Raw genomic sequence first — 21861 nt, 5'->3', positions numbered from 1 at the left:
TGGCGAAATCGCAAGGGACGGCAAAACTCCCCTCGCCGAGGGGAGATGCCTGGCAGGACAGATGGGCGCGCCGTAGAGCAAAGGACCTGCGCTCGCTCTAATTCCCCAGCGCTTCCTTGATCGCGGCGTTGCCACGCGTAACCGCATTGTCGAGCGCCTGCTGGGCGGTTTGCTGGCCGGCGAGCATCTTCTCGAACTCCTCGTTCTGGATATCGCGCACCTGCGGCAGGTTCGGCAGACGTACGCCCTTGGAATTGTCGGTCGGTGCCTTACCCGTCATCTGCAGGATCGGGGTCTCGCGACCGACGTTCTTGTCATAGAAACCGGACTTCTTGGTCGCTTCATAAGCCGCCAGCGTCACCGGCAGATAACCCGACTTCTGGTGCAGGTATTCTTGCACCTCGGTCTTCGACAGGTAGGCGAAGAAGGCCGCGACGCCCTTGTATTCCTCGTCGGATTTATCAGCGAAAACCCACAGGCTGGCGCCACCCGGCGTCGTGTTCTGCGGCGCGCCCTTGGCGTCGCTGTCATAGGGCAATTGGCCGATGCCGTAATTCATGCCGGACTTGACGATATCGCCAAGGCCGCCGGAGGATTCGGTCATGATCCCGCATTCGCCAGCGAGGAAGATCTGCTTGGCTTCGGAGGTGCGGCCGCCATATTTGAAGGTGCCGTCCTTGGCGAGGTCTGCGAGCGCTTGGAAATGGTTGACGAAAATCGGCGCATTGATCTTGAGCTCGACATCGCCGCCGGCCAGACCGTTCTGCTGGGTGGCCCATGACACGTCATTCCAGGCCGCGAAATTCTCCAGATGGATCCAGGTCAGCCAGGTCGAGGTGTAGCCGCAGGCGGCTGCGCCGCTCGCCTTGATCTTCTTGGCGTCTTCCCACACCTCATTCCAGGTCTTGGGTGGGCTGTCGACGTCGAGACCAGCCTTCTTGAAGATATCCTTGTTGTAATAAAGGATCGGCGAGGAGGAGTTGTAGGGGAAGGAGAGCATGGTGCCGTCCGGCTTCGAATAATAGCCGACTATGCCTGGCAGATACTGGCTCTTGTCGAAGGTCATTCCAGCGCTGGTCAACACATCGGCTGCCGGCTTGATTGCGCCTTCGGCTGCCATCATCACGCCGGTGCCGACATCGAACACCTGCATGATATCGGGCGCCTGGCCCGCGCGGTAGGCGGCGATGCCGGCATTCAGCGTCTCGGGATACGTGCCTTTGAACACCGGAACGAGTTCATAGTCGCTCTGGCTGGCATTGAAATCTTTGGAGATCTTGTCGACAACTTCGGCATTGGCGCCAGTCATGGCGTGCCACCAACTGATCTGCGTGACAGCAAAAGCGGAGGTTGAGGAAAGCAGCATAAAGGTGGCGGCAACACCGGCCGCGAAGCCGAAGGACTTCATGTTTCATCTCCCGTTTGTCATTGGCGAAAGGGGCACTCCCGCGAAGGCAATATGTGTCGCTCGTGACAATCAGACAACGGTTTTGTTGCAGATCGACGAACTTCACCCTTTACCTCACGCCACCCTCGCCTCCGCTTGGAGACATGGAAAGCCACACGGTTAGCCGGCTTAGCGCGACGACAAGCGCGCCAGGAACTACCATCGGAACTGCCAAGCTGGCTTCGGCGTGTCAGCCCTGATTGCAGCCGCCGCAACCCGAAGAGACACGCCAAGGTTGCAGGCGACTTTATCGATCCCTCAACGGCAACGCGCTACTCAATCCTGCTGCCCTGTTTATTTCCAAAGATCAGGTGAAATAAAATGCTGACGGTCTACAATTGTATCGTCAACGAACACGATCTGAGACTGGTCGCACTTGCCGCGCTGATCTGCGGAATTTCCTGTTTCTCTGCCGTCAACCTGCTTCATCACATAAGCCGCTCCACCGATCGGAACCGGCTTGCCTGGCTGATGATCGCGGCCACTTCGACCGGCTTCGGCATCTGGGCAACGCACTTCATCGCCATGCTCGCATTCACACCGGGCATACCCAGTGCTTACGATCCCGCACTCTCCGTGCTTTCGCTCGCTGCTTCGGTCACTCTGACGGCAGCCGGCATGTGGATCGCCACCTTGCGGAATGAGTTAGATTATCATCTCGTCGGCGGCGCCGTGCTGGGCGGCGGTATCGCGGCCATGCACTACATTGGTATGGCGGCGTTCGAGGTTCAGGGCCGCATCGAGTGGAACCTGTTGCTTGTCGCCGTTTCCCTTCTGGCCGGCGTAACGCTCGCGGCGCTGGCGCTGCGTGTCGTGCAGCGCCGCCCCTCCCTGAAGGCGACATCCGGCGGCGCGGTGCTGCTGACGCTGGCAATCTGCACCCTGCATTTCATCGGCATGGGTGCCGTCTCGATCTTCCCCGATCCCTCGATCGTCATATCCGAATACACGATCGAGCCGACCTCGCAGGCTTTCGCCGCCGCCGCCGCCACATTGGTGATCCTGGTCCTGTCGGCATCGGCGCTGTGGATCGATTTGCGCTTCCGTCGCCAGAAGCTCGAGGTCGACCGCATGCACGGCCTGGCCAATGCCGCCGTGGAGGGGCTGATCGTCTGCGACGGCAACCGCATCATCAGTGCCAATGACAGCATGGCGACATTGACGGGCATCGCAACAGCGACGCTGAACGGAATGCAGCTTGGCGATCTCTTCGGATCCGACATGTCAGGCTTCGGCGAACAGCCGCAGGAGGCCGAATTGAGCGGCCGCGATGGCACGAGCATTCCTGTCGAGTTGATCGCCAGGAGCATCGACTACTGTGGCAAGCCGCACAACGTGGTCGCGGTCCGCGACATTCGCGAGCGCAAGAAGGCGGAACAGGAGATCCTGCGGCTTGCCCATTTCGATCCATTGACCGGACTGGCCAATCGCCGCAGCTTTTCCGGCCGGCTGGAGACGGAAATTGCTGCGATGGGCCGCACCAGAAAAGGCGGCCAGCTTGCGCTTCTGCTGCTCGATCTCGACCGGTTCAAGGAGGTCAACGACCTGTATGGGCATGGCGCCGGGGACGCCATGCTGCAGAAGGTTGCGCATTGCATTACCGGCATCCTTCGCCAGGGACAGATGGTGGCGCGGCTGGGCGGCGACGAATTCGCCATCATCGCGCCGAACCTGACCGACCCGTTGGAGGCCGGCCGTATCGCCGACGCGGTGCTGACCGCCATGCGCGAGGAAAACCGGCTTTCTGTCGGCGGCGGCCTGGTGTCGGCCAGCATCGGCATTGCGCTTTATCCATCGGATGCCGAGAACCAGGCCAGCTTGATAAGCCACGCCGATACGGCACTCTACCGGGCCAAGACCGAAGGCAAGGACACCTATCGCTATTTCGAAGCTTCGATGGGGGCCGAGGCGCGCGACAAGCGCGTGATGGAGCACGAACTGCGCCAGGCGGTTGCGCGCCAGGAGTTCTACCTCGTCTATCAGCCGCAGAAAGAGATCAGCAGCGGAAAGATGGTCGGTTTCGAAGCGCTGGTCCGCTGGCGGCATCCGACGCGCGGCGACGTGTCGCCGAGCATATTCATCCCGGTGGCCGAAGACAGCGGAGCCATTGGCCAGATTGGCGAATGGGTGCTGACGGCTGCCTGCGAGGAAGCCGCCCGCTGGGAAAATCCGCTGACGGTGGCCGTCAACGTTTCGGCGGTGCAGCTCCACAACACGAATTTCAGCCGCAAGGTCCACGAAACCTTGCTGAATTCCGGCCTGGCGCCCGGCAGGCTCGAGCTTGAGATCACCGAGACGGCGCTTGTTAAGGACATGCCGCGGGCACTGGCCACCTTGCGGCAGGTCAAGGCGCTGGGCGTGCGCGTCGCCATGGACGATTTTGGTACAGGCTATTCCTCGCTCTCCAACCTTCGCGCCTTCCCCTTCGACAAGATCAAGATCGATGGCTCCTTCATCAAGTCCGTCGACAAGAACGGCCAGGTCGCGGCGATCGTGCGCGCCGTCCTGGGACTTGGACGCGGTCTCGGCCTGCCGGTTCTGGCGGAAGGTGTCGAGACGCTCGGCGAACTGAAATTCCTGGACGCCGAAGCCTGCGAGATCGGCCAGGGCTATTACATCGGCAGGCCAGCTCTCATCGAGGAATTCGGCGAGCTGACCGGTGTAGTCGCACCCGCTGTCGGCAGCAAACCCGCCACCTTGCGCGACAGAAGCGTTCTGGCCTTCGCACCCGCGCCTGTCCTCAATAGGGCTTAAAAACTCTCGGGCTTGAGTGCCGTCTCGATCAGCCGCCTGGCGTCCGGCCCCGACCATTCGGCCGGGCCGTTCATATGGGCGATCAGGCAGCCTTCGCCGTCGATCAGCATGGTAACGGGAAGGCCTAGCGCCAGGCCGCGCTTCTTGAGGTCGTTGAACAGCTCCATCGTCGAATCCCGGTAATAATCGAGCGTCGTGACGCCGGTATCGCTGAGGAACTTCTTCGGCTTCACATCGTCGCCGGCATCGACATTGACGGCGACCACTTCAAAGGAGTCGCTGCCCTTTTCCTTCTGCAGCGCATCGAGCGCCGGCATTTCGGCACGGCACGGCGCGCACCATGTCGCCCACAGATTGAGCAGCACCGTCTTGCCGGCATGATCGGCAAGCGTCATCGGCTTGCCGTCCGGGCCATTGAAGGCAAGGCTCTTCAGGGATTGTGGCGGATCGGCCGGCAAAAGTGCCGCAACCTCACCGGTGGCCGACGCCGCGATTTTCTTGGCGCGGTCGCTCTTGGCCGCGCAGGCGACATCGTCCTTGCTCTCATCCACGGCAGCTTGTGCCGGTGCATTGTTGCCAGACCGGCTCTCGCTGACATATACCGCGACCGCGCCCGCCAGCGCGCCCGCCACCAAGGCGGCGAGGATCAGGCGCGGGGCCGGGAAGAATCTACTACCGTCTGCCATTTTTTCAAAACTGCTCCGAAGCACGGGTTATAGCCATGAGCGACAAGAAAACCAGCAACCAGATGTGGGGCGGACGTTTTGCCTCGGGTCCGGCCGCGATCATGGAAGCGATCAACGCGTCTATCTCCTTCGACCGCAAACTCTATGCGCAGGACATCAAAGGCTCGATCGCCCACAGCGAGATGCTGGCGCAAACGGGCATTATTTCGGCGGCCGACCAAGAAAAAATTGCTGACGGGCTGAACACGATCCTGAAAGAGATCGAGGCCGGCAGCTTCGAGTTTTCGACACGGCTCGAAGACATCCACATGAACATCGAGGCGCGCCTCGCCGATCTGATCGGCCCGGCGGCCGGCCGGCTGCACACCGCCCGCTCGCGCAATGATCAAGTCGCAGTCGATTTGAGGCTGTGGGTCAAGGATGAGTGCTTTCGCGTCGCCGAGGCGTTGAAAGGGCTGATCGAGGCGCTGCTGGAGCGGGCCGAGGAGCATGCCGCGACCGTGATGCCGGGCTTTACCCATATGCAGGCGGCACAACCGGTGACCTTCGGCCATCACTGCATGGCCTATGTCGAGATGTTTTCGCGCGACCTGTCGCGTGTGCGCGATGCGATCGAGCGGATGGACGAAAGCCCGCTCGGTGCCGCGGCCCTCGCCGGCACCAGCTTCCCGATCGACCGTCACCGGACCGCCAAGGCGCTCGGCTTCCGGGAGCCGATGCGCAATTCGCTCGACAGCGTCTCGGATCGCGATTTCGCGCTTGAGTTCCTCGCTCTTGCCGCGATCTGCGCCACGCATCTGTCACGGCTGGCCGAAGAGATCATCATCTGGTCGACGCCGCAGTTCGGCTTCGTCAGGCTGTCGGACTCGTTTTCCACCGGCTCCTCGATCATGCCGCAGAAGAAGAACCCCGATGCCGCCGAACTGGTGCGCGGCAAGACCGGCCGCGTCACCGGTCATCTGGTCGGCCTGCTAACGGTGATGAAGGGCATGCCTTTGACCTATGGCAAGGATATGCAGGAAGACAAGGAATCGGTGTTCGACGCCGCCGAGACGCTCGACCTGATGCTGGCGGCGATGACCGGCATGGTCTCGGACATGACGGTCAACGCTGCCGCGATGAAGAAGGCCGCCGGCTCCGGCCACGCGACAGCAACCGACCTTGCCGACTGGCTGGTGCGCACGCTCGGCCTGCCGTTCCGCGAAGCGCATCATGTCACCGGCCGGGCGGTGGCGCTGGCCGAAGACAAGAAGGTGGGGCTGGAGAGGCTTTCACTGGAGGATTTGCAGTCGATCAATTCCGGCATCACGGCCGACATATTTTCGGTGCTGGCGGTGCAGAACTCGGTCAAGAGCCGCATCAGTTTCGGCGGCACCGCGCCGTCGGAAGTGAGGAAGCAGATCCGCGCCTGGAAAAAGCGGCTGGCGAAGGCGTAATGCCGGATATTGCGAGCAGTAATATCCCGGATATTTCGACGAGCAATATCTCGGGGTGCAATGCGCCGAGAACTCGGCTAAAAGCGGCGGCTGACAAACGTTTCGGACGGATGGATCGATGACCGGAAGCAGGATTTTGGTGACGCTGACGCTGCTGGTTGCGATCGCGGCCGTTTCGGCCTGCGGCAGGAGGGGCGCTCTCGACACGCCCTATGAGGCGGCCGTGCAGGCGCGCAAGGATGCCTCGAAGGCCCACCAGCCCGTGCCGCCGGAGCCGGAAAAACCGGTCAAGGACAAGAAATTCATCCTCGACCCGCTGATCTAGAGCCGACGAGAGCGGGGCCTTCCAACCCGATCTCATCGAGCCCCAACTTTCCGGAACCACTCTCGTGAACCATTTCGACTACCGCGACGGCGTGCTCCATGCGGAGGACGTGGCGATACCAGATATCGCCGCACAGATCGGCACGCCATTCTACTGCTATTCGACGGCCACCCTGACCAGGCACTACCGGGTGTTTGCCCAGTCCTTTGCCGGGCTCGACGCGCTGGTCTGCTACGCCATGAAGGCCAATTCCAACCAGGCCGTCCTGCGGACGCTGGCCAAGCTCGGCGCCGGCGCCGACGTGGTTTCGGAAGGTGAATTGCGCCGGGCGCTGGCCGCCGGCATTCCGGCCGGCAAGATCCTGTTTTCGGGCGTCGGCAAGACCGCGCGCGAAATGGACTTTGCCCTTGCCGCCGGCATCCTTTGCTTCAACGTCGAGTCCGAGCCTGAACTCGAGCTGTTGTCGGCGCGGGCCACTGCCCTTGGCAAGGTGGCGCCGATCTCGCTGCGCATCAATCCCGACGTCGACGCCAAGACCCACAAGAAGATCTCCACCGGCAAGGCCGAGAACAAGTTCGGCATCCCGTGGCAGCGGGCGCGGCAGGTTTATGCCCGCGCGGCAAAGCTTCCCGGCATCAGGATCACCGGCATCGATACCCATATCGGCAGCCAGATCACCGAGCTGCAGCCCTTCGACGATGCCTTCGCCCTGCTTGTCGATCTCGTCGGCGCGCTACGGGCGGACGGCCATGCCATCGAGCATATCGATGTCGGCGGCGGGCTCGGCATTCCCTACCGCATCGACAACAACCCGCCGCCGCTGCCCGACGCCTATGCCCAGATCGTCAGGAAGCATGTCACCAAGCTCGGGCTAAAGGTGATGTTCGAGCCTGGCCGGCTGATATCAGGCAATGCCGGCATCCTCGTCTCGGAAGTGATCTTCGTGAAGGAAGGCGACGCCAAGAACTTCCTCGTCGTCGACGCCGCAATGAACGATCTCATCCGGCCGACGCTCTACGACGCCTTCCACGACATCCGTCCGGTCGTGCAGCCGCCGGCCGACACGCCGCGCATGATGGTCGACGTGGTCGGCCCGGTCTGCGAGACCGGCGACTATATCGGCCTGGACCGCGATCTGCCCAGGCTGAAGGCCGGCGACCTGATTGCCGTCTCCACCGCCGGCGCCTATGGCGCGGTACAGGCCGGCACCTACAACACGCGTCTGCTGGTTCCGGAAGTGCTGGTCGACGGCGACCGGTTCCACGTCGTGCGCCCACGCCTGACCTATGACGACCTGATCGGGCTGGATTCCATGCCCGACTGGCTTGCATAGAAGCGCCGGAAACACACCTACCCGTCACAGGGAGCAATCATGACGAACGGCATCACCGTCACACGCGAGCGCATTGCCGCAATGGAACCGCGCATCCGCCCCTATATCAGGCTCACGCCAGTGCTGCGCGTCGACATGGCCGACTTCGACCGGCCGCCGCTGGCCGTCGACCTGAAGCTCGAATGCCTGCAGCATTCCGGCTCGTTCAAGGCGCGCGGCGCTTTCACCAATCTCCTGGAGCGGCCGGTTCCCGACGCCGGTGTCGTCGCGGCATCGGGCGGCAACCATGGCGCGGCCGTCGCCTATGCCGCCATGCGGCTGGGCCATAAGGCGACCATCTTCGTTCCCGAGGTGAGCCCGGCGGCCAAGCTGGAACGGATCCGCAGCTACGGCGCCGAGCTGATCGTCGGCGGCGCCCGCTATGCCGAGGCGTTGGCGGCCAGCGAACGTTTCGCCGAGAAAACCGGCGCCTTGCAGATTCATGCCTTCAACCAGGAGGAAACGCTCGTCGGCCAAGGCACGCTCGGGCTCGAAATCGAGAGCGATTTGCCTAAGATCGACACGCTGCTGGTCGCTGTCGGCGGCGGCGGCCTGATCGGCGGCATCGCTGCCTGGTTTGCCGGCCGCATCCGCATCATCGCCGTCGAGCCGGAAGGAGCGCCGACGCTGCATCGCGCCTTCGAGGCCGGACACCCCGTCGACGCACCGGCCGAGGGCATCGCCGCCGATTCGCTGGCGCCAAAGCGCGTCGGCGAAATGATGTTCCCGATCGCCGAGGCCTTTGTCGAACGCTCGATCCTGGTCAGTGACGACGACATCATCGCCGCGCAGAAGGCGCTGTGGAACCGGGCTCGCATCATCTCCGAGCCGGGAGGTGCGGCCGCCTTTGCCGCGGTCCTGTCCGGCCGCTATGCGCCGGCGGCGGGCGAACGGGTCGCCGTACTGGTCTGCGGGGCGAATGCAGACCCCGCTACCTTCTAAAGGGGCCCACCAACTTCTGAAGGGTATGCAGGATGGAACGATAACGGCCACTTCACGTTTTTCCGAACTGCCTCGCCTTTGCCGTGTTTGCTGGTATTCTTTGAGTCGTGAGGCGTCGGGCTATCCTGCCCGCTCCACAGCATGATCCCGAAAAGTGAAATCCCTTTCGGAACAGATCATGCTCATAGGGATAGGGCCGCATCCCGGTTTCCGGGATAGGCTCAAGGAAGGGCCGATGACGCAACGACCCACCTTCAGCAGCAATCGCGGCCTCGCCGGGCGGCTGGCCGTGAGCCGGCTGGCGACGCGGGTCTCGATGATGGTCGAGCGCGGCTGGCCGTTGCTGCTTCCGCTCGTCATCGTCGCCAGCCTGTTCCTCAGCATCTCCTGGCTCGGGCTGTTCTCCCGGCTGCCGGATATGGCGCGCATCGGCCTCGTCGCTGCTTTTGCCATAGCGGCACTGGCCGCGCTCTATCCGCTGCGCTTCTTCCGCCTGCCGGGCGCCGGCGAAATCGACCGCCGCATCGAGGCCGCCAATCAATTGTTGCACAGCCCGGTGCTGGTGCAGACCGACCGGCCCAGCGGCAGGGAAAGCAGCTTCTCGCAGGCGTTGTGGCGTGAACACCAGAAGCGCATGGCCGGAAAGCTCGACAACCTTGGCGCCGACCTGCCGCGCACGCGCGTGCCGGAGCGCGACCCCTGGGGGCTGCGCGCGGTGGCGGCCCTTTTGCTCGTTACCGCCTTCGCCTTCTCCTTCGGACCGACGGGCGGCAGGATCAGCGACGGCTTCAATGCCCATGGGACGCGCGATATCGTGCCTCCGCGCATCGATGCATGGGTGACGCCACCGGCCTATACCGGCAAGCCGCCGATCTTCCTGACCGCCGATGCAAACCAGGCGATCCCGACCTTTACGGTTCCCGAAGGCAGTGACGTTTCGCTGCGCGTGACGGGCGGCTCGGGTGAGGAAACGCTCGGCTATGCCGACAAGAATGGCAACGCCCGCGTCATCGACCCCGCTGCGCCGCAGGCCGCCGCCAAGCCGGCTGCAAGCCCGGCGCCGCCGTCCAAGGTGCGCCAGTTCACCAGCAAGCTGACCGGCGACGGCACGCTGACGCTGACGTCGGGCGAGGACCAGCTCGGCCGCTGGGCCTTCGCGGTCGTATCGGACAAGCCGCCGCAGATCCGCTTCGTCGGCGAGCCCAAGCGCGCCGCCAACGGCGCCTTCGAGCTAAACTACCAGATCGACGACGACTATGGCGCCGCCACCGCCAGGGCGGTGTTCGCGCTCGCCGATCCGCAGGCGCCGAATGCGCGTCCGCTGTACGGTGCACCTGAAATGCCGCTGACGCTGCCGCGCCGCGGCGGCAAGTCGAACGCCGCCAGGACCTCCAAGGACCTGACCGAGCATGTCTGGGCCGGCAGCAGCATCAAGCTGACGCTGGTCGCCACCGACGATGGCGGGCACACCGCATCGAGCCAAACCAAGACGCTGCTGATGCCGGAGCGGCCTTTCGCCAATCCGCTGGCACGCGCCGTGATCGAACAGCGCCGCCTGCTGGCGCTCGACGCCAACGCCAAGCCGCGCGTGCTCGACCTGATGGACGCCATCACGCTGCGGCCGGAAGACACGTTCGACAACATGTCCCACTACCTTGCCATCATGAGCGCCCGCACCCGGCTGAAGATGGCCGAGAGCGACGATCAATTGCGCAGCGAAGTCTCCTATCTCTGGGAAATCGCGCTCGGCATCGAGGAAGGCAATCTTTCGGCCGCCGAAAAACGGCTGCGTCAGGCGCAACAGGCGCTGCAGGACGCCATCAAGAATGGCGCAAGCGACGCTGAAATCGAAAAGGCGATGAAGGAACTGCGCGAGGCGATGAACCAGTTCCTGCAGGAATTCGCGGAGCGCGCCAAGCAGAATCCCAACGCCCCGCAGATGCAGCAGAACGGCCAGGAACTGCGCCAGAGCGACATCGATCGCATGATGGACCAGATCGAAAACCTGGCCAAGTCCGGTGATCGCGACAAGGCCCAGCAACTGCTGTCGCAACTGCAGGACATGATGAACAATCTGCAAGCCGGCCGTCAGCAGCAAGGCGGCCAGCAGGACAGCGAGATGCGCCAACAGATGGACAAGCTGGGCGAGATCCTGCGACGTCAGCAGGAGATGATGAACGACACCTTCCGCATGGATCAGATGCAGCGCGGCGAGCGCCAGCGCGGGCAGAACCGTGACGAGCAGCTCGGCGAAGGCGGCCAGGATGAGGACAGACCCGGCGTCGGCGAAGACCGCGATCCGCTCGCCCGGCAAAAGCCGATGACGCCCCAGGAATTCGCCGATGCGCTGAAACAGCTGCAGCAGGGCCAGGGCCAGTTGCAAAGCGACCTCGAGCAGCTGAAGAAGGGCCTCGAAGGCATGGGTATGGAGCCCAATGAAGGATTTGGCGAGGCCGGCAAGTCCATGGGCAATGCCGAACAGGCACTCGGCGAGGGCGAAGGCGATGCGGCCGTCGGTCATCAGGGCCGGGCGCTGGAAGCGCTGCGCAAGGGCGCCAAGGACATGATGAAGCAGATGCAGGCCATGCAAGGCGACCAGGGCGGCGGCGAGGAAGGCGGCCGCCAGCAGAACGCCGATCGTGATCCGCTCGGCCGGCCACGCGCCAGCACGGGTCCCGACTTCGGCGATTCGGTGAAGGTGCCCGACGAGATCGACGTGCAGCGTGCCCGCCAGATACTGGAAGCGATCCGCAAGCGGCTCGGCAATGCGCTCAGCCCTGATATCGAACGCAGCTATCTGGAACGGCTGCTCGAGCTGAAATAGAGCAATTCCAGGAAAAGTGTGAAGCGGTTTTCCGTCCGGAATTGCGAAAAAACATAGGATTGCCGCCCGCGTCCGTCCCACCTGAAAAATCCTCTCGCACGGTTGCACCACCATGCCCAGACTTGGCGCCGTCACACCCATCCTGCGCATCTTCGACATTGCCAAGGCGCGTGAATTCTATGTCGGCTTCCTCGGCTTCGAGGTGCAGTGGGAACATCGCTTCGCGGACGACGCGCCGCTTTACATGGCGGTCGGCCGCGACGGCTGCGTTCTGCATCTCAGCGAACATCATGGCGACGGTGCACCCGGCATCGCCCTGCGCATCGAGGTCGAGGACATCACGGCTCTTCATGGCGAACTGATCGGCAAAAACTACCGCTTCGCCCGGCTAGGCGTGGAAGAGACGCCTTGGAAGACCCGCGAGATATCGGTCGCCGATCCGTTCGGCAACAGGCTGCATTTCTACGAGGATGCCGCCGGCTGACTGAGCCTGTTGACGAAGGCTTCGCGGATAGCATCCTGCATGCCGTCGATCGCCTCGCCTGACGCATTCGGGTTGCGGTGCATCACCACGTTCGAGGAATCGATGGCGCCGAATCCGTCTGCCGTGGTCAGTTCACGACAGCCGTCCGGAATGTTGCTTCGCGAAATCGGCGCGATCGCCAGTCCGGAGGTGACGGCGAGCTTGAGGCCGCCGGTGGTGTCGCTGGTATAGGCGACACGATAGGCAAGATCGCGCTGCTCCAGTGATTTGATGGCAAAGTCCTTGCACCAGCCGGCCCGGTTGTAGAGCGCGATCGGCACCGGCTGTTCCTCATGCATGTGATGCAGGGTCGACGTCACCCACACGGTCGGGTCGTGCATCAGCACTTCGCCGCCGGCAGGATCCTGCCATTCGAACACCACGCACAGATCGAGCTCGCCGGCGGCGAGCGCCGCCATCTGTGCCCCGGAATGGGCATAGCGCACAGTGACTTCGACCTGCGTATGACGCTTCGAGAAGGCGCCAAGAGCGCGCGACAGGATGGCGTGGCCATATTCCTCCGGAATGCCGATGCGAACCGGACCGCCAAGCGGCGCTGCCGCCATCGATGCCGACGTCTCGTCGAGCAGCGAGACAATGCGGCGGGCGTTGACGATGAGTTCGCCGCCGCGCCGCGTCAACGCGACGCCGCGCGAACCGCGCTCGAACAGGCTGGCGCCGATCAGCTCTTCGAGCTTCTTCATCTGCATCGACACCGCGGATTGGGTGCGGCCGGCCTGCTCCGCCGCCTTGGTGAAATTGCCGGTCTCGGCAATCGCCACGAAGGTGCGCAGGAGGTCGCTGTCGAGGGTCGGCCGCATGAAACCCGCCATAAGAGAATTTGATTGCTGGCATCATTCCAATTCGTTTGCAACATGTCAAACGGCGGACGATAGTGGCCTCACCCATTGGATATGCGGCTGCGAAATCAGCCGCGGACCAATCAAGAGTCCTCACTCGTGCCCGCTGCCCGAAACGGTGGCGGGTTCTTTTTACCCGCAAGCGGCAGCTTCGGATCGTACGCGCAGGAGCCTGGATGCAGATGCAGAATCGGATGGTGGGCGGCATCCTGAGCCTGTGCCTCGGCGTGCTGGTCTTTTCGCTGCAGGATCCGCTCGTCAAAGCCGTGTCGAGCGGCTATCCAGTGACCGAGGTGATGGCGATCCGCTCGATCGTCGCCCTGCCGATCCTGATCGTTCTGGTCCATGCCGATGTCGGCTTGCGGGCGATCCTGTCGAAGCGATTCGGCATGCTGACGGTGCGCGCCTTCATTCAGTTCACCTCCTATACGATGTACTACCTAGCCATCGCTGCCTTGCCGCTTGCCGATGCGGTGGCGCTTTATTTCATGGCGCCGCTGTTCATCATGGTGCTGGCCGGGCCGTATCTTGGCGAGCGCGTCTCCTGGCAGACACTGGCAACCGTGCTGATCGGCTTGTTCGGCGTCCTCGTGATGCTGCGTCCCGGCGCAGGACTGTTCGACTGGGCAGCGCTGCTGTCGCTGGGCTCGGCGGCGCTCTATGGTTTTTCGCAGCTGATGGCCCGCAAGATCGGCGATACTGAATCGTCCACCGTCATGGCCTTCTATCAGAACGGCGCCTATCTGGTCGGCGCCGCCGTGGTTGCCGGGGCGTTTCATCTAGCCGGCATCACCCACGCCGTCCACCCGAGCCTGGAATTCCTGGTAAGGCCATGGCTTTGGCCGACGCTGCCGGATTTTCTCAAGATGGCCGCCTGCGGCTTCGTCGCCTCCGCCGGCATGATCCTGCTGTCGCAGGCCTACCGGATGGCGCAGGCCAACCGCGTTGCCACCTTCGAATACACCGGCATCCTGTGGTCGCCGCTGTGGGGTTTCCTGTTCTTCGCCGAAGTACCGCGGTCGACGACCGTCATCGGGGCCGCCTTGATCATCGGCGCCGGCCTGTTGGCGCTCAACACCGAACGACGCAAGAGCGCAGCCCCCGTGCTCGCTACTGCCGATCCAGCCTGATCAGGCGAAGCAGATCAGCGCCCGTTCGACGCGCGAGCGGATTTCGGCCAGCGTGAAGGGCTTCTGCACGACATCGAGGATGATGCCGTTCAATTCCTCGGCGCGCTCGCGCTGGTCGGCATAGCCGGTCATCAGCACGATCTTGATCGCCGGAAACAGTGCCGCAGCCGCGATCGCCATCTCGATGCCGTCCATCTCCGGCATGCGGATGTCGGAGACGACGAGATCATAGCCGCCACGCGCGGCCTGGATCAGCGAAAGCCCCTGCGCGCCGTCCGCCGCGATATCGATTGTGTGCCCGGCGCGTTCAAGCGCGCGGGCGGCCAGGGTGCGGACGGACTCATCGTCCTCGACGATCAGAAGCTTTGCCATGGCCGGCATATTTGGCCGCCAAAAGTTGACTTTTCCTGAAAGCCCAGAGCAATTCAGGAAAAGTGTGAGACGGTTTTCCCGGGAAAAGTGCAAAGCGCTTTCCCTTGGGAATTGCGTCAAAACAAAAAACTAGAGCGGTTCGGCGTTTTCGTGAAGCGACGACCCGCTCTAAGCGTCAGCAAACCTTTTTGATGCCGCTCAGACATCCCCTTTGACGACACCGACAAACGGCAATTCGCGAAAAGCATGGGCGACATCCATGCCGTAGCCGACGACGAAATAGTCGGGGCAGTCGAAGCCGACATAATCGGCATTGAGCTCGGTCTGGCGGCGCATGCGCTTGTCGAGCAGCACGGCGATCGAACAGCTCTTGGCGCCCCGCGACAACATCAGCTCGCGGGTAAAGCTCAGCGTCTTCCCCGATTCGAGAATGTCGTCGATCAGCAGCACGTCGCGGCCGGCGACCTCATTGTCGATGTCGCGCAGCACCCTCACCTCGCCGCTGCTGGTGCCGGCGCCGTAGCTGGAGATGAAGATGAATTCGACCTCCGGCGACAGGCCGACATCGTGCATGGCCCGGATGAGATCCGCGGCGAAGATGAACGAGCCCTTCAGCACCGAGATCACCAGCAGATCGTGATAATCGTGTCCGGCAATCTCCTTGGCGAGCTCGAGATTGCGCCGCGCGATCGCCGATGCCGAAAACAGAACCTCGATGTCCTTGCCGCGTACGATGGGCATTGATGGTCTTCCCCGGTGATCGCCTATTCGGCGAAAGTGACCGACACGGTCTTCACACCGTTTCTAGGCACGTCGAGCCTGCTGGCAAAGCCGAATCTTTCGCCCGACGCCAGCGAACGGCCGGATGTCCCCAACGTATAGCGGGTGGTCTGCCCGTCATTGCCGGTCACCCGGATTTCAAGCAGCGGCAGCTGCGTCGGTTTCGCACCATCATTGACGGCCTCGCCATCGACGAACAGTGCGGCGTTCGGCCCGGTAGCGTCGACGCGTGACGTGACGCCCGAAATGCTGAGCGCCGACGCCTGCGCGCTGGACAGGAACGGCGCCTGGCGCACCAGCGCGTGCCCACCGGAGACCCAGAACGCGGCCAAGGCAGCGCCGATACCAGCGACCCAGAAGATCGGCCCGCCGCGCGAGGCCGGTAGCCGCTCCGGTGAGGCTTCGGGCTTGCGCAGCATGTCCATGCCTTCGATGGGCGGCGTGACGATCGCGCGCGGCAGCGGCGAAACGCTTTCCACCGCAGGCGCAAGGCGCGGCATCACCACGTAGTGGGCATCGACGATGTCGCCGGCCGAACCACGCATGAACCTGTCCGCTGCGGCAATTGCCGCCGAATCGGTCATGATTTCGCCGGAAACCGGGCGCGCGGTTCGATCGTCAGCCATCATGGCCCCAGCATTGCAGCACGTGTTCGCTTTTCGTTTCTTTTGCGTAAACACAAATGGTTAACGCTTCCCCACCGGAGCCCTCGTGACGAGCCGAAAGAGCCCAGAAATTAACCGCCGGTTAACCATGCCGGCCGATGGTCTTTACCCAGAACAGGCCGGCTCGCCGCCGTGCCGAAATTCAGGTCGTCGAAATTGATTCGTTTCGAAAATGTCGGCCTCCGCTATGGCATGGGTCCGGAAATCCTCCGCGACATCTCCCTGCACATCCCGGAGCGCTCCTTCCAGTTCCTCAGCGGGCCTTCGGGCGCCGGCAAGACGACCTTGCTGCGCTTGCTGTTCATGTCGCTGAAGCCGACGCGCGGGCTGATCACCATCTTCGGCAAGGATCGCTCGCGTATCTCGCGCACCGAGCTGCCGCATCTCAGACGCCGGATCGGCGTGGTGTTCCAGGATTTTCGCCTGCTCGACCACATGACCACTTACGAGAACGTCGCGCTGCCGCTGCGCGTGCGCGGGCGCGAGGAGGCGAGCTACCGCACCGATGTCACCGAGCTGTTGAAGTGGGTCGGGCTGGGCGAGCGCATGCATGTGCTGCCGCCGGTTCTGTCCGGCGGCGAGAAGCAGCGCGCCGCGATCGCGCGGGCGCTGATCGAGCAGCCGGAAATCCTGCTCGCCGACGAACCGACCGGCAATGTCGATCCGCCTCTGGCGCGACGGCTGCTGCGGCTGTTTATCGAGCTCAACCGCCTCGGCACCGCGGTGGTGATCGCCACCCACGACCTTGGCCTGATGGAACAGGTCGACGCGCGCCGCATGATCCTGGCCGGCGGAAGGCTGGACATCTATGACTGAACTGTCCGCCGAACATTTTGTGGAACGGGAGCAGGACGCCGAGGCGACCGAGGCAAAGCCCCGCGCCCAGCGCAGGATGGCGCCGATCGTGCCGGCGCAGAACATCGCCGGCCGGGCACTGGTACTGGTTATCGCCATCATGACCTTCCTGTCCTGCCTGACTTTCGGCGCGGTGACGCTGGTGCGCGACACGGCGTCCGTCTGGGAGAACCAGATTTCACGCGAGGCAACGATCCAGATCAAGCCGGTCGACGGCCTCGACATGGAGGCGGCCCTGACCCAGGCCTCGCAGATCGCCGGCGAATTTCCCGGCGTGAAGGGGACCCGGATCATCGACCGCGAGGCGACCGCGAGGCTCCTGGAGCCCTGGCTGGGCTCGGGCCTCAACATCGACGAATTGCCGGTGCCGCGACTGATCATCGTCACCATCGACGAGAACAGCCCGCCCGATTTCGCCGCCATGCGCGCCGCGATCACGCCGAAACTGCCGAGCGCATCGCTAGACGATCACCGCACCTGGGTTGACCGGCTGGTGGCGATGGCCCGCACGACGGTGACCATCGGCATTGCCGTGCTGGCGCTGATGCTGTCGGCGACCGTGCTGACCGTGGTGTTCGCGACGCGCGGCGCCATGGCCGGCAACGGTCACATCATCGAGGTGCTGCATTTCGTCGGCGCCGAGGCACGCTTCATCGCGCGCGAATTCCGCCGGCATTTCCTGGTCACCGGCATGAAGGGAGCAGCGGCTGGCGGTGCCGCCGCAGTGCTCGTGTTCATCGTCTTTTCCTGGTGGTCGTCGCGCAATATGGCGACGCCGCAGGCCGACCAGGCGACCGCCCTGTTCGGCAATTTCGCCATCGGTTCGGCAGGCTATCTCGGTGTCGTGTTGATGGTGCTGGTGATCGGCGGACTGACGGCTGCCACGTCCCACGCCACCGTGGTTGCCTATCTCAGCGACATCGATGTCCGCCAACCGGATGCAGGCTAATTCATGTCGCCCAAAAGTGGGAACCGGTTTTGGGACAACGCCATGGATAAAACAGGGTGATCACGGATGGAGAATTCACGTAACGCAAAGTGCGTCTTTTACCTACCCAAAGCCGCATTTCAGGATTAACCATATGGCGATGGACGCGCGGGATTCGACCGGTACGGCTGGGCAGATGCCAGTGGTGGTTGCCCGTTCGCATGACCGCCGCGCTGTGAGCCGTCTAAGAGCCGCGTTGCGCCTCTCGGCTCTGTCTCTGCTCATCCTCGCTACGTTGTTTGCCGGCGGTTTCGGCTGGTTCGCCAACAAGGTAAGCCATCTGACGACGCCCGCCAATCCGGCCAGGGCGGACGCGATCATTGTCTTGACCGGCGGCCAGTCCCGCCTCGATGCGGCGATGGATCTGCTGGCGTCCGGCAAGGGCGAACGGCTGCTGATCAGCGGCGTGCACCCTTCGGCCAGCCGTCGCCAGCTGCAGGCAGCGACCGGCGGCGACAAGAAGCTGTTTTCCTGTTGCGTCGACATCGACCGCGCCGCGCTCGATACGATCGGCAATGCGGAGGAAAGCGCCAAATGGGTCGAGAGCCACGCCTATGGCACGGTGATCCTCGTCACCAACAATTATCACATGCCCCGCAGCCTGCTGGAAATGGGCAGGCTGCTGCATGGCGCCAAGCTCGAGCCCTATCCGGTGGTCAATTCTAACCTCGACAATGGCGGCTGGCTGACCAAGCCGCGGGCATTGCGCGTGCTGTTCACCGAATACAACAAATATCTGCTGGCGCTGGCGCGCGGCATCGTGCCGGTCAAGCCGACGCCTAACGGCATCGCACTGGCCGAAACCGCGGCCGGCGGCTGATTATTCCCCTGCGGCCGCGCCCGAATTTCCCCTGAGCCGTGCGATCTCCTGCTCAAGGCGTTCGATACGCTTGTCCCGCTCTTCGAGTGCCGCCGCCACGTCGGCCGCCTCGAACCGTTGCGGGATATGCTGCGGGCAATTGGCATCCCAGGCCGAGACCGTGAACAGGATGACCTGCTCGGGGCGCGCCTTGTAGTCTTGCGGCATCAGTTTCGCCATCAACTCGGCGTCACTCTCGACGACCCGCGCCGTGCCCCAGATCTTGATGCGCTGGCGGTGCATATAGTCGATCAGGAACAGGAACGCCCTTGGATTGTCGGCCAGATTGCCCTGCGTGATGAACTGCCGGTTGCCGGCAAAATCCGCGAAGCCGATCGTGTGTTCATCCAGCACCTTGAGGAAGCCGGCGGGTCCGCCGCGATGCTGGATGTAGGGCTGGCCATCGCCATTGGCCGTCGACAGGAAAACGCTGGTCTGCATCTCGATGAAGGCGGCAAGGTCAGGGGTGATGACAGCTTGCCAGCCGCCACGCTCCTCGACGCGGGCATAGGACTGACGCGAGCCCTTGCGTGCCTGGATCGCCTTGACGGTCGGCGTGAAGGCGACGTCGCTGGTGAAAGCATGCGCGTTCATCGAAAGCCTCCTGGAATTGCTCTAAAGCCCGAGTTCCGACAGTGTTGGGTGATCGTCCGGCCGCCGGCCGAGCGGCCAGTGATATTTGCGGTCAGCCTCGCCGATCGGCAGGTCGTTGATGCTGGCGATGCGCAGGCGCATCAGTCCATGTTCGTCGAATTCCCAGTTCTCGTTGCCGTAGCTGCGGAACCATGAACCGCTGTCGTCGTGCCATTCATAGGCGAAGCGCACGGCGATGCGGTTGCCGTGGAAGGCCCAGACCTCCTTGATCAGACGATAGTCAAGCTCGCGGCTCCATTTGCGTGTCAGGAACGCCTGGATGGCATCGCGCCCTTGCAGGAATTCGGCCCGGTTGCGCCAGCGACTGTCCATTGTGTAGGCAAGCGCGACCCGTGCCGGATCACGGGAGTTCCAGGCGTCCTCGGCCATGCGCGCCTTTTGCGCTGATGTCTCTGCGGTGAAGGGCGGCAGTGGCGGCCGGGCTTCGGACATGGCAACTCCTTTGCGAGGCCATGCTGCAGGCAGGCCGATACCCAATATAAAGCCTTCCATCCTTCCAATGCAGATGGCATATTTGCAACTCATCCTTCCATTTTCCGGAAGAAGTTATGGATCGTCTCGAAGCCATGTCGCTCTTTGTCGCCGCGGTGGAGGCCGGCAGCCTTTCCGCGGCCAGCCGCCGTTTCGGCATTCCGCTGGCGACGGTCAGCCGCAAGATTTCCGATCTCGAGCGCCATCTGAACACACGTCTCCTGAATCGCTCGACGCGACGGCTGACACCGACCGATGCCGGCCAGACCTATCTTGCCGCCTGCCGCCGCATCCTCGACGACGTCGGCGAGGCCGAACGCACGGCAGCCGGCGAATACAGTGCTCCGACCGGCGAACTGGCCATCACCGCGCCGGTCGTCTTTGGCCGCCTGCACGTGCTGCCGGTCGTCACCGGCTTTCTCGCAGCCTATCCCGACGTGGACATCCGCCTGATATTGGCAGACCGCATAACCCAGCTGGTCGAGGACCATTTCGACCTCGCCATCCGCATCGGCCGGTTGCCCGATTCGAGCCTGGTCGCCATGGGCGTCGGCGCGATCCGCCGCGTCGTTTGCGCCAGCCCCGCCTATCTGGCTGAACACGGCACGCCGATCACCCCGGAAGATCTGGAAACACACGATTGCATCACCTTTGAGGGACTTGCTTCCGCCGCCACCTGGAGCTTCATCAAGGGCAAGGCAGAAATCCCGGTTCAGGTCCATTCACGGCTTCAGGTCAACACCGCCGAAGCGGCCATCGATGCGGCGATTGCCGGCGTCGGGCTCACAAAAGTGCTCTCCTACCAGATCGAGGCCGCGCTGCGGTCCGGCATGCTGCGCGTCCTGCTGGAGGAGTTCGAGCCAAATCCATGGCCGGTAAGCCTGGTGCATGCGGGCCATGGCCTGCTGCCGGTGAAGCTGCGTGCCTTCCTCGATTTTGCCGGCCCGCGCCTGAAGGAGCGGCTGGCGCGGCTGAAGTAGCGGAACCGGGTCTCCCCAATCGGCGACCGCTTTCTTCGTCGGTCAAGGCGCCCTGCGGCCATTTCCTTTTTCCCCGCGCTTGGTGTAACCAACGCTCACCTCCTCACCGGGCCTCCCCCATGCTCTATGCCAGATCGCTGACGTTCAATTTCGTCTTCTACGTCAACCTGATCGTCCAGATGATCCTCTGGACCCCCTATTATTTCCTGTCGCCCCGTCACCGCGCCTGGTTCGTGCCGAAATTCTGGTCGCGCACCTCGATGTGGCTCTTCGACAAGATCGCTGGAACGAAGAGCGACATCACTGGCCAGGAAAACCTGCCAGCAGGCTCGTTCATCCTGGCGCCCAAGCACCAGTCGTTCTGGGACGCGATCGCCTTCTTCCCCTTCCTCCAGGACCCGCTCTACATCTTGAAACGAGAGCTGACCTGGATCCCGTTCTTCGGCTGGTACATCATGAAGATGCGGATGATCCCGGTTCACCGCGGCAGCCGCTCGAAGGCGCTGAAGGCCGTGGTCGCCGCGACCAAGGAGGAGATGGCGCGCAACCCTCGCCAGCTGATCATCTATCCCGAGGGCACACGCCGGGCACCGGGCGACGAACCGGCCTACAAATACGGCATCGTCGAAATCTATGCGCAGCTTGGCGTTCCGGTGGTGCCGGTTGCCCATGTCGCCGGCCTGTACTGGCCGCGCCGGAAATTCCTGCGCTACCCCGGCACCATCAAGGCACGCTTCCTGCCGCCGATCCCGCCCGGCTTGAGCAAGGACGAATTCATGGCCCGGCTGATCGGCGAGACCGAGGCTGCCTGCGACCAATTCCTGATTGATGTGGCGCGCGGTCCGAGCCCGCCTGCCTTGCCTCCGACAGCGGTGAAAAGGCTGCAAGAGCTGGACGCGGCTGAAAGAACCAAAGCCTGAATCGGAAGTCTCCGGCCG

General features: G+C 63.3%; 21 protein-coding genes. 13 read left to right on the top strand and 8 right to left on the bottom strand.

The genetic code is table 11. The features are described 5' to 3' along the window. Positions 1-97: 97 nt before the first annotated feature. On the bottom strand, positions 98-1408 hold the full coding sequence (gene ugpB / locus NKI66_RS23895; RefSeq protein WP_023811116.1) for a sn-glycerol-3-phosphate ABC transporter substrate-binding protein UgpB: 1311 nt from the start codon (positions 1406-1408) through the stop codon (positions 98-100). Between the two features lie 360 nt (positions 1409-1768). Between ugpB and NKI66_RS23890 the strand changes: the two genes are divergently transcribed. Next, complete coding sequence (locus tag NKI66_RS23890) at positions 1769-4201, top strand: EAL domain-containing protein (RefSeq protein ID WP_352723319.1); 2433 nt, start codon at positions 1769-1771, stop codon at positions 4199-4201. Here the strand turns inward: NKI66_RS23890 and tlpA are convergent. Next, entirely contained in the window at positions 4198-4887 is a 690-nt protein-coding gene (gene tlpA, locus NKI66_RS23885; RefSeq protein WP_352723318.1) for a thiol:disulfide interchange protein TlpA, read from the bottom strand. The genes NKI66_RS23890 and tlpA overlap by 4 nt on opposite strands. Before the next feature lie 35 nt (positions 4888-4922). Between tlpA and argH the strand changes: the two genes are divergently transcribed. The 6 genes from argH to NKI66_RS23855 all read left to right on the top strand — a co-directional run bounded on the left by argH (position 4923) and on the right by NKI66_RS23855 (position 12270). After that, positions 4923-6323: an argininosuccinate lyase gene (argH, locus tag NKI66_RS23880; protein WP_128304649.1), complete on the top strand. Its 1401-nt coding sequence runs from the start codon at positions 4923-4925 to the stop codon at positions 6321-6323. 118 nt (positions 6324-6441) lie between these two features. Beyond that, the gene (lptM, locus tag NKI66_RS23875; protein WP_023811112.1) at positions 6442-6648 is read left to right on the top strand and encodes an LPS translocon maturation chaperone LptM; all 207 of its coding nucleotides are present in this window, start codon (positions 6442-6444) and stop codon (positions 6646-6648) included. A gap of 64 nt (positions 6649-6712) precedes the next feature. Continuing rightward, on the top strand, positions 6713-7981 hold the full coding sequence (gene lysA / locus NKI66_RS23870; protein ID WP_128304650.1) for a diaminopimelate decarboxylase: 1269 nt from the start codon (positions 6713-6715) through the stop codon (positions 7979-7981). Positions 7982-8020: 39 nt separating this feature from the next. Next, positions 8021-8962 (top strand): threonine/serine dehydratase, encoded by a 942-nt coding sequence (locus NKI66_RS23865; protein ID WP_128304651.1) that lies wholly within the window; start codon positions 8021-8023, stop codon positions 8960-8962. A 235-nt stretch (positions 8963-9197) separates the two neighbouring features. Further along, the gene (locus tag NKI66_RS23860; RefSeq protein WP_352753205.1) at positions 9198-11786 is read left to right on the top strand and encodes a TIGR02302 family protein; all 2589 of its coding nucleotides are present in this window, start codon (positions 9198-9200) and stop codon (positions 11784-11786) included. Positions 11787-11898: 112 nt separating this feature from the next. Further along, a complete protein-coding gene (locus NKI66_RS23855) occupies positions 11899-12270 on the top strand; it encodes a glyoxalase superfamily protein (RefSeq protein ID WP_352753203.1) in 372 nt (123 codons plus the stop codon). On the opposite strand, the gene NKI66_RS23850 is transcribed toward NKI66_RS23855, so the two are convergent. Beyond that, positions 12249-13130 carry a LysR family transcriptional regulator gene (locus NKI66_RS23850; protein ID WP_127269182.1) on the bottom strand — a complete coding sequence of 294 codons (882 nt, stop codon included), beginning with the start codon at positions 13128-13130 and terminating at the stop codon, positions 12249-12251. The genes NKI66_RS23855 and NKI66_RS23850 overlap by 22 nt on opposite strands. 221 nt (positions 13131-13351) lie before the next feature. Here NKI66_RS23850 and NKI66_RS23845 point away from each other — a divergent pair, with 221 nt between their 5' ends. Beyond that, on the top strand, positions 13352-14299 hold the full coding sequence (locus NKI66_RS23845) for a DMT family transporter (RefSeq protein ID WP_023811106.1): 948 nt from the start codon (positions 13352-13354) through the stop codon (positions 14297-14299). On the opposite strand, the gene NKI66_RS23840 is transcribed toward NKI66_RS23845, so the two are convergent. The 3 genes from NKI66_RS23840 to NKI66_RS23830 all read right to left on the bottom strand — a co-directional run bounded on the left by NKI66_RS23840 (position 14300) and on the right by NKI66_RS23830 (position 16080). Further along, on the bottom strand, positions 14300-14671 hold the full coding sequence (locus NKI66_RS23840) for a response regulator (RefSeq protein WP_023811105.1): 372 nt from the start codon (positions 14669-14671) through the stop codon (positions 14300-14302). A gap of 198 nt (positions 14672-14869) precedes the next feature. After that, positions 14870-15412 carry a hypoxanthine phosphoribosyltransferase gene (gene hpt, locus NKI66_RS23835; RefSeq protein WP_023811104.1) on the bottom strand — a complete coding sequence of 181 codons (543 nt, stop codon included), beginning with the start codon at positions 15410-15412 and terminating at the stop codon, positions 14870-14872. 23 nt (positions 15413-15435) lie between these two features. After that, positions 15436-16080 (bottom strand): hypothetical protein, encoded by a 645-nt coding sequence (locus tag NKI66_RS23830; RefSeq protein WP_352723178.1) that lies wholly within the window; start codon positions 16078-16080, stop codon positions 15436-15438. A gap of 192 nt (positions 16081-16272) precedes the next feature. Between NKI66_RS23830 and ftsE the strand changes: the two genes are divergently transcribed. The 3 genes from ftsE (at position 16273) to NKI66_RS23815 (ending at position 18779) form a co-directional block, all read left to right on the top strand. Further along, positions 16273-16932 carry a cell division ATP-binding protein FtsE gene (ftsE, locus tag NKI66_RS23825; RefSeq protein ID WP_010911739.1) on the top strand — a complete coding sequence of 220 codons (660 nt, stop codon included), beginning with the start codon at positions 16273-16275 and terminating at the stop codon, positions 16930-16932. After that, positions 16925-17920, top strand: coding sequence for a cell division protein FtsX (locus tag NKI66_RS23820; RefSeq protein WP_352441733.1), 996 nt, complete (start codon positions 16925-16927; stop codon positions 17918-17920). Before ftsE ends, NKI66_RS23820 begins: the two co-directional genes overlap by 8 nt. Before the next feature lie 133 nt (positions 17921-18053). Continuing rightward, positions 18054-18779 carry a YdcF family protein gene (locus tag NKI66_RS23815; protein WP_128304658.1) on the top strand — a complete coding sequence of 242 codons (726 nt, stop codon included), beginning with the start codon at positions 18054-18056 and terminating at the stop codon, positions 18777-18779. On the opposite strand, the gene NKI66_RS23810 is transcribed toward NKI66_RS23815, so the two are convergent. Together NKI66_RS23810 and NKI66_RS23805 are read right to left on the bottom strand one after the other, a co-directional pair. Continuing rightward, positions 18780-19412, bottom strand: coding sequence for a pyridoxamine 5'-phosphate oxidase family protein (locus NKI66_RS23810; protein WP_352612748.1), 633 nt, complete (start codon positions 19410-19412; stop codon positions 18780-18782). 21 nt (positions 19413-19433) lie between these two features. Continuing rightward, positions 19434-19904 carry a nuclear transport factor 2 family protein gene (locus NKI66_RS23805; protein WP_352631955.1) on the bottom strand — a complete coding sequence of 157 codons (471 nt, stop codon included), beginning with the start codon at positions 19902-19904 and terminating at the stop codon, positions 19434-19436. Positions 19905-20020: 116 nt separating this feature from the next. On the opposite strand from NKI66_RS23805, the gene NKI66_RS23800 reads away from it, so the two are divergent. Both NKI66_RS23800 and NKI66_RS23795 read left to right on the top strand, forming a co-directional pair. After that, positions 20021-20923, top strand: coding sequence for a LysR family transcriptional regulator (locus NKI66_RS23800; RefSeq protein WP_352723182.1), 903 nt, complete (start codon positions 20021-20023; stop codon positions 20921-20923). Positions 20924-21042: 119 nt separating this feature from the next. After that, positions 21043-21843, top strand: coding sequence for a lysophospholipid acyltransferase family protein (locus tag NKI66_RS23795; protein ID WP_023811098.1), 801 nt, complete (start codon positions 21043-21045; stop codon positions 21841-21843). The last annotated feature ends 18 nt before the right edge of the window (positions 21844-21861 follow it).

The sequence above is a fragment of the Mesorhizobium sp. M0518 genome (assembly GCF_040321125.1).
GTDB lineage: Bacteria > Pseudomonadota > Alphaproteobacteria > Rhizobiales > Rhizobiaceae > Mesorhizobium.
Note: the sequence above shows the minus strand (reverse complement) of the source record. Positions and strands in the feature narration are given on the sequence as shown.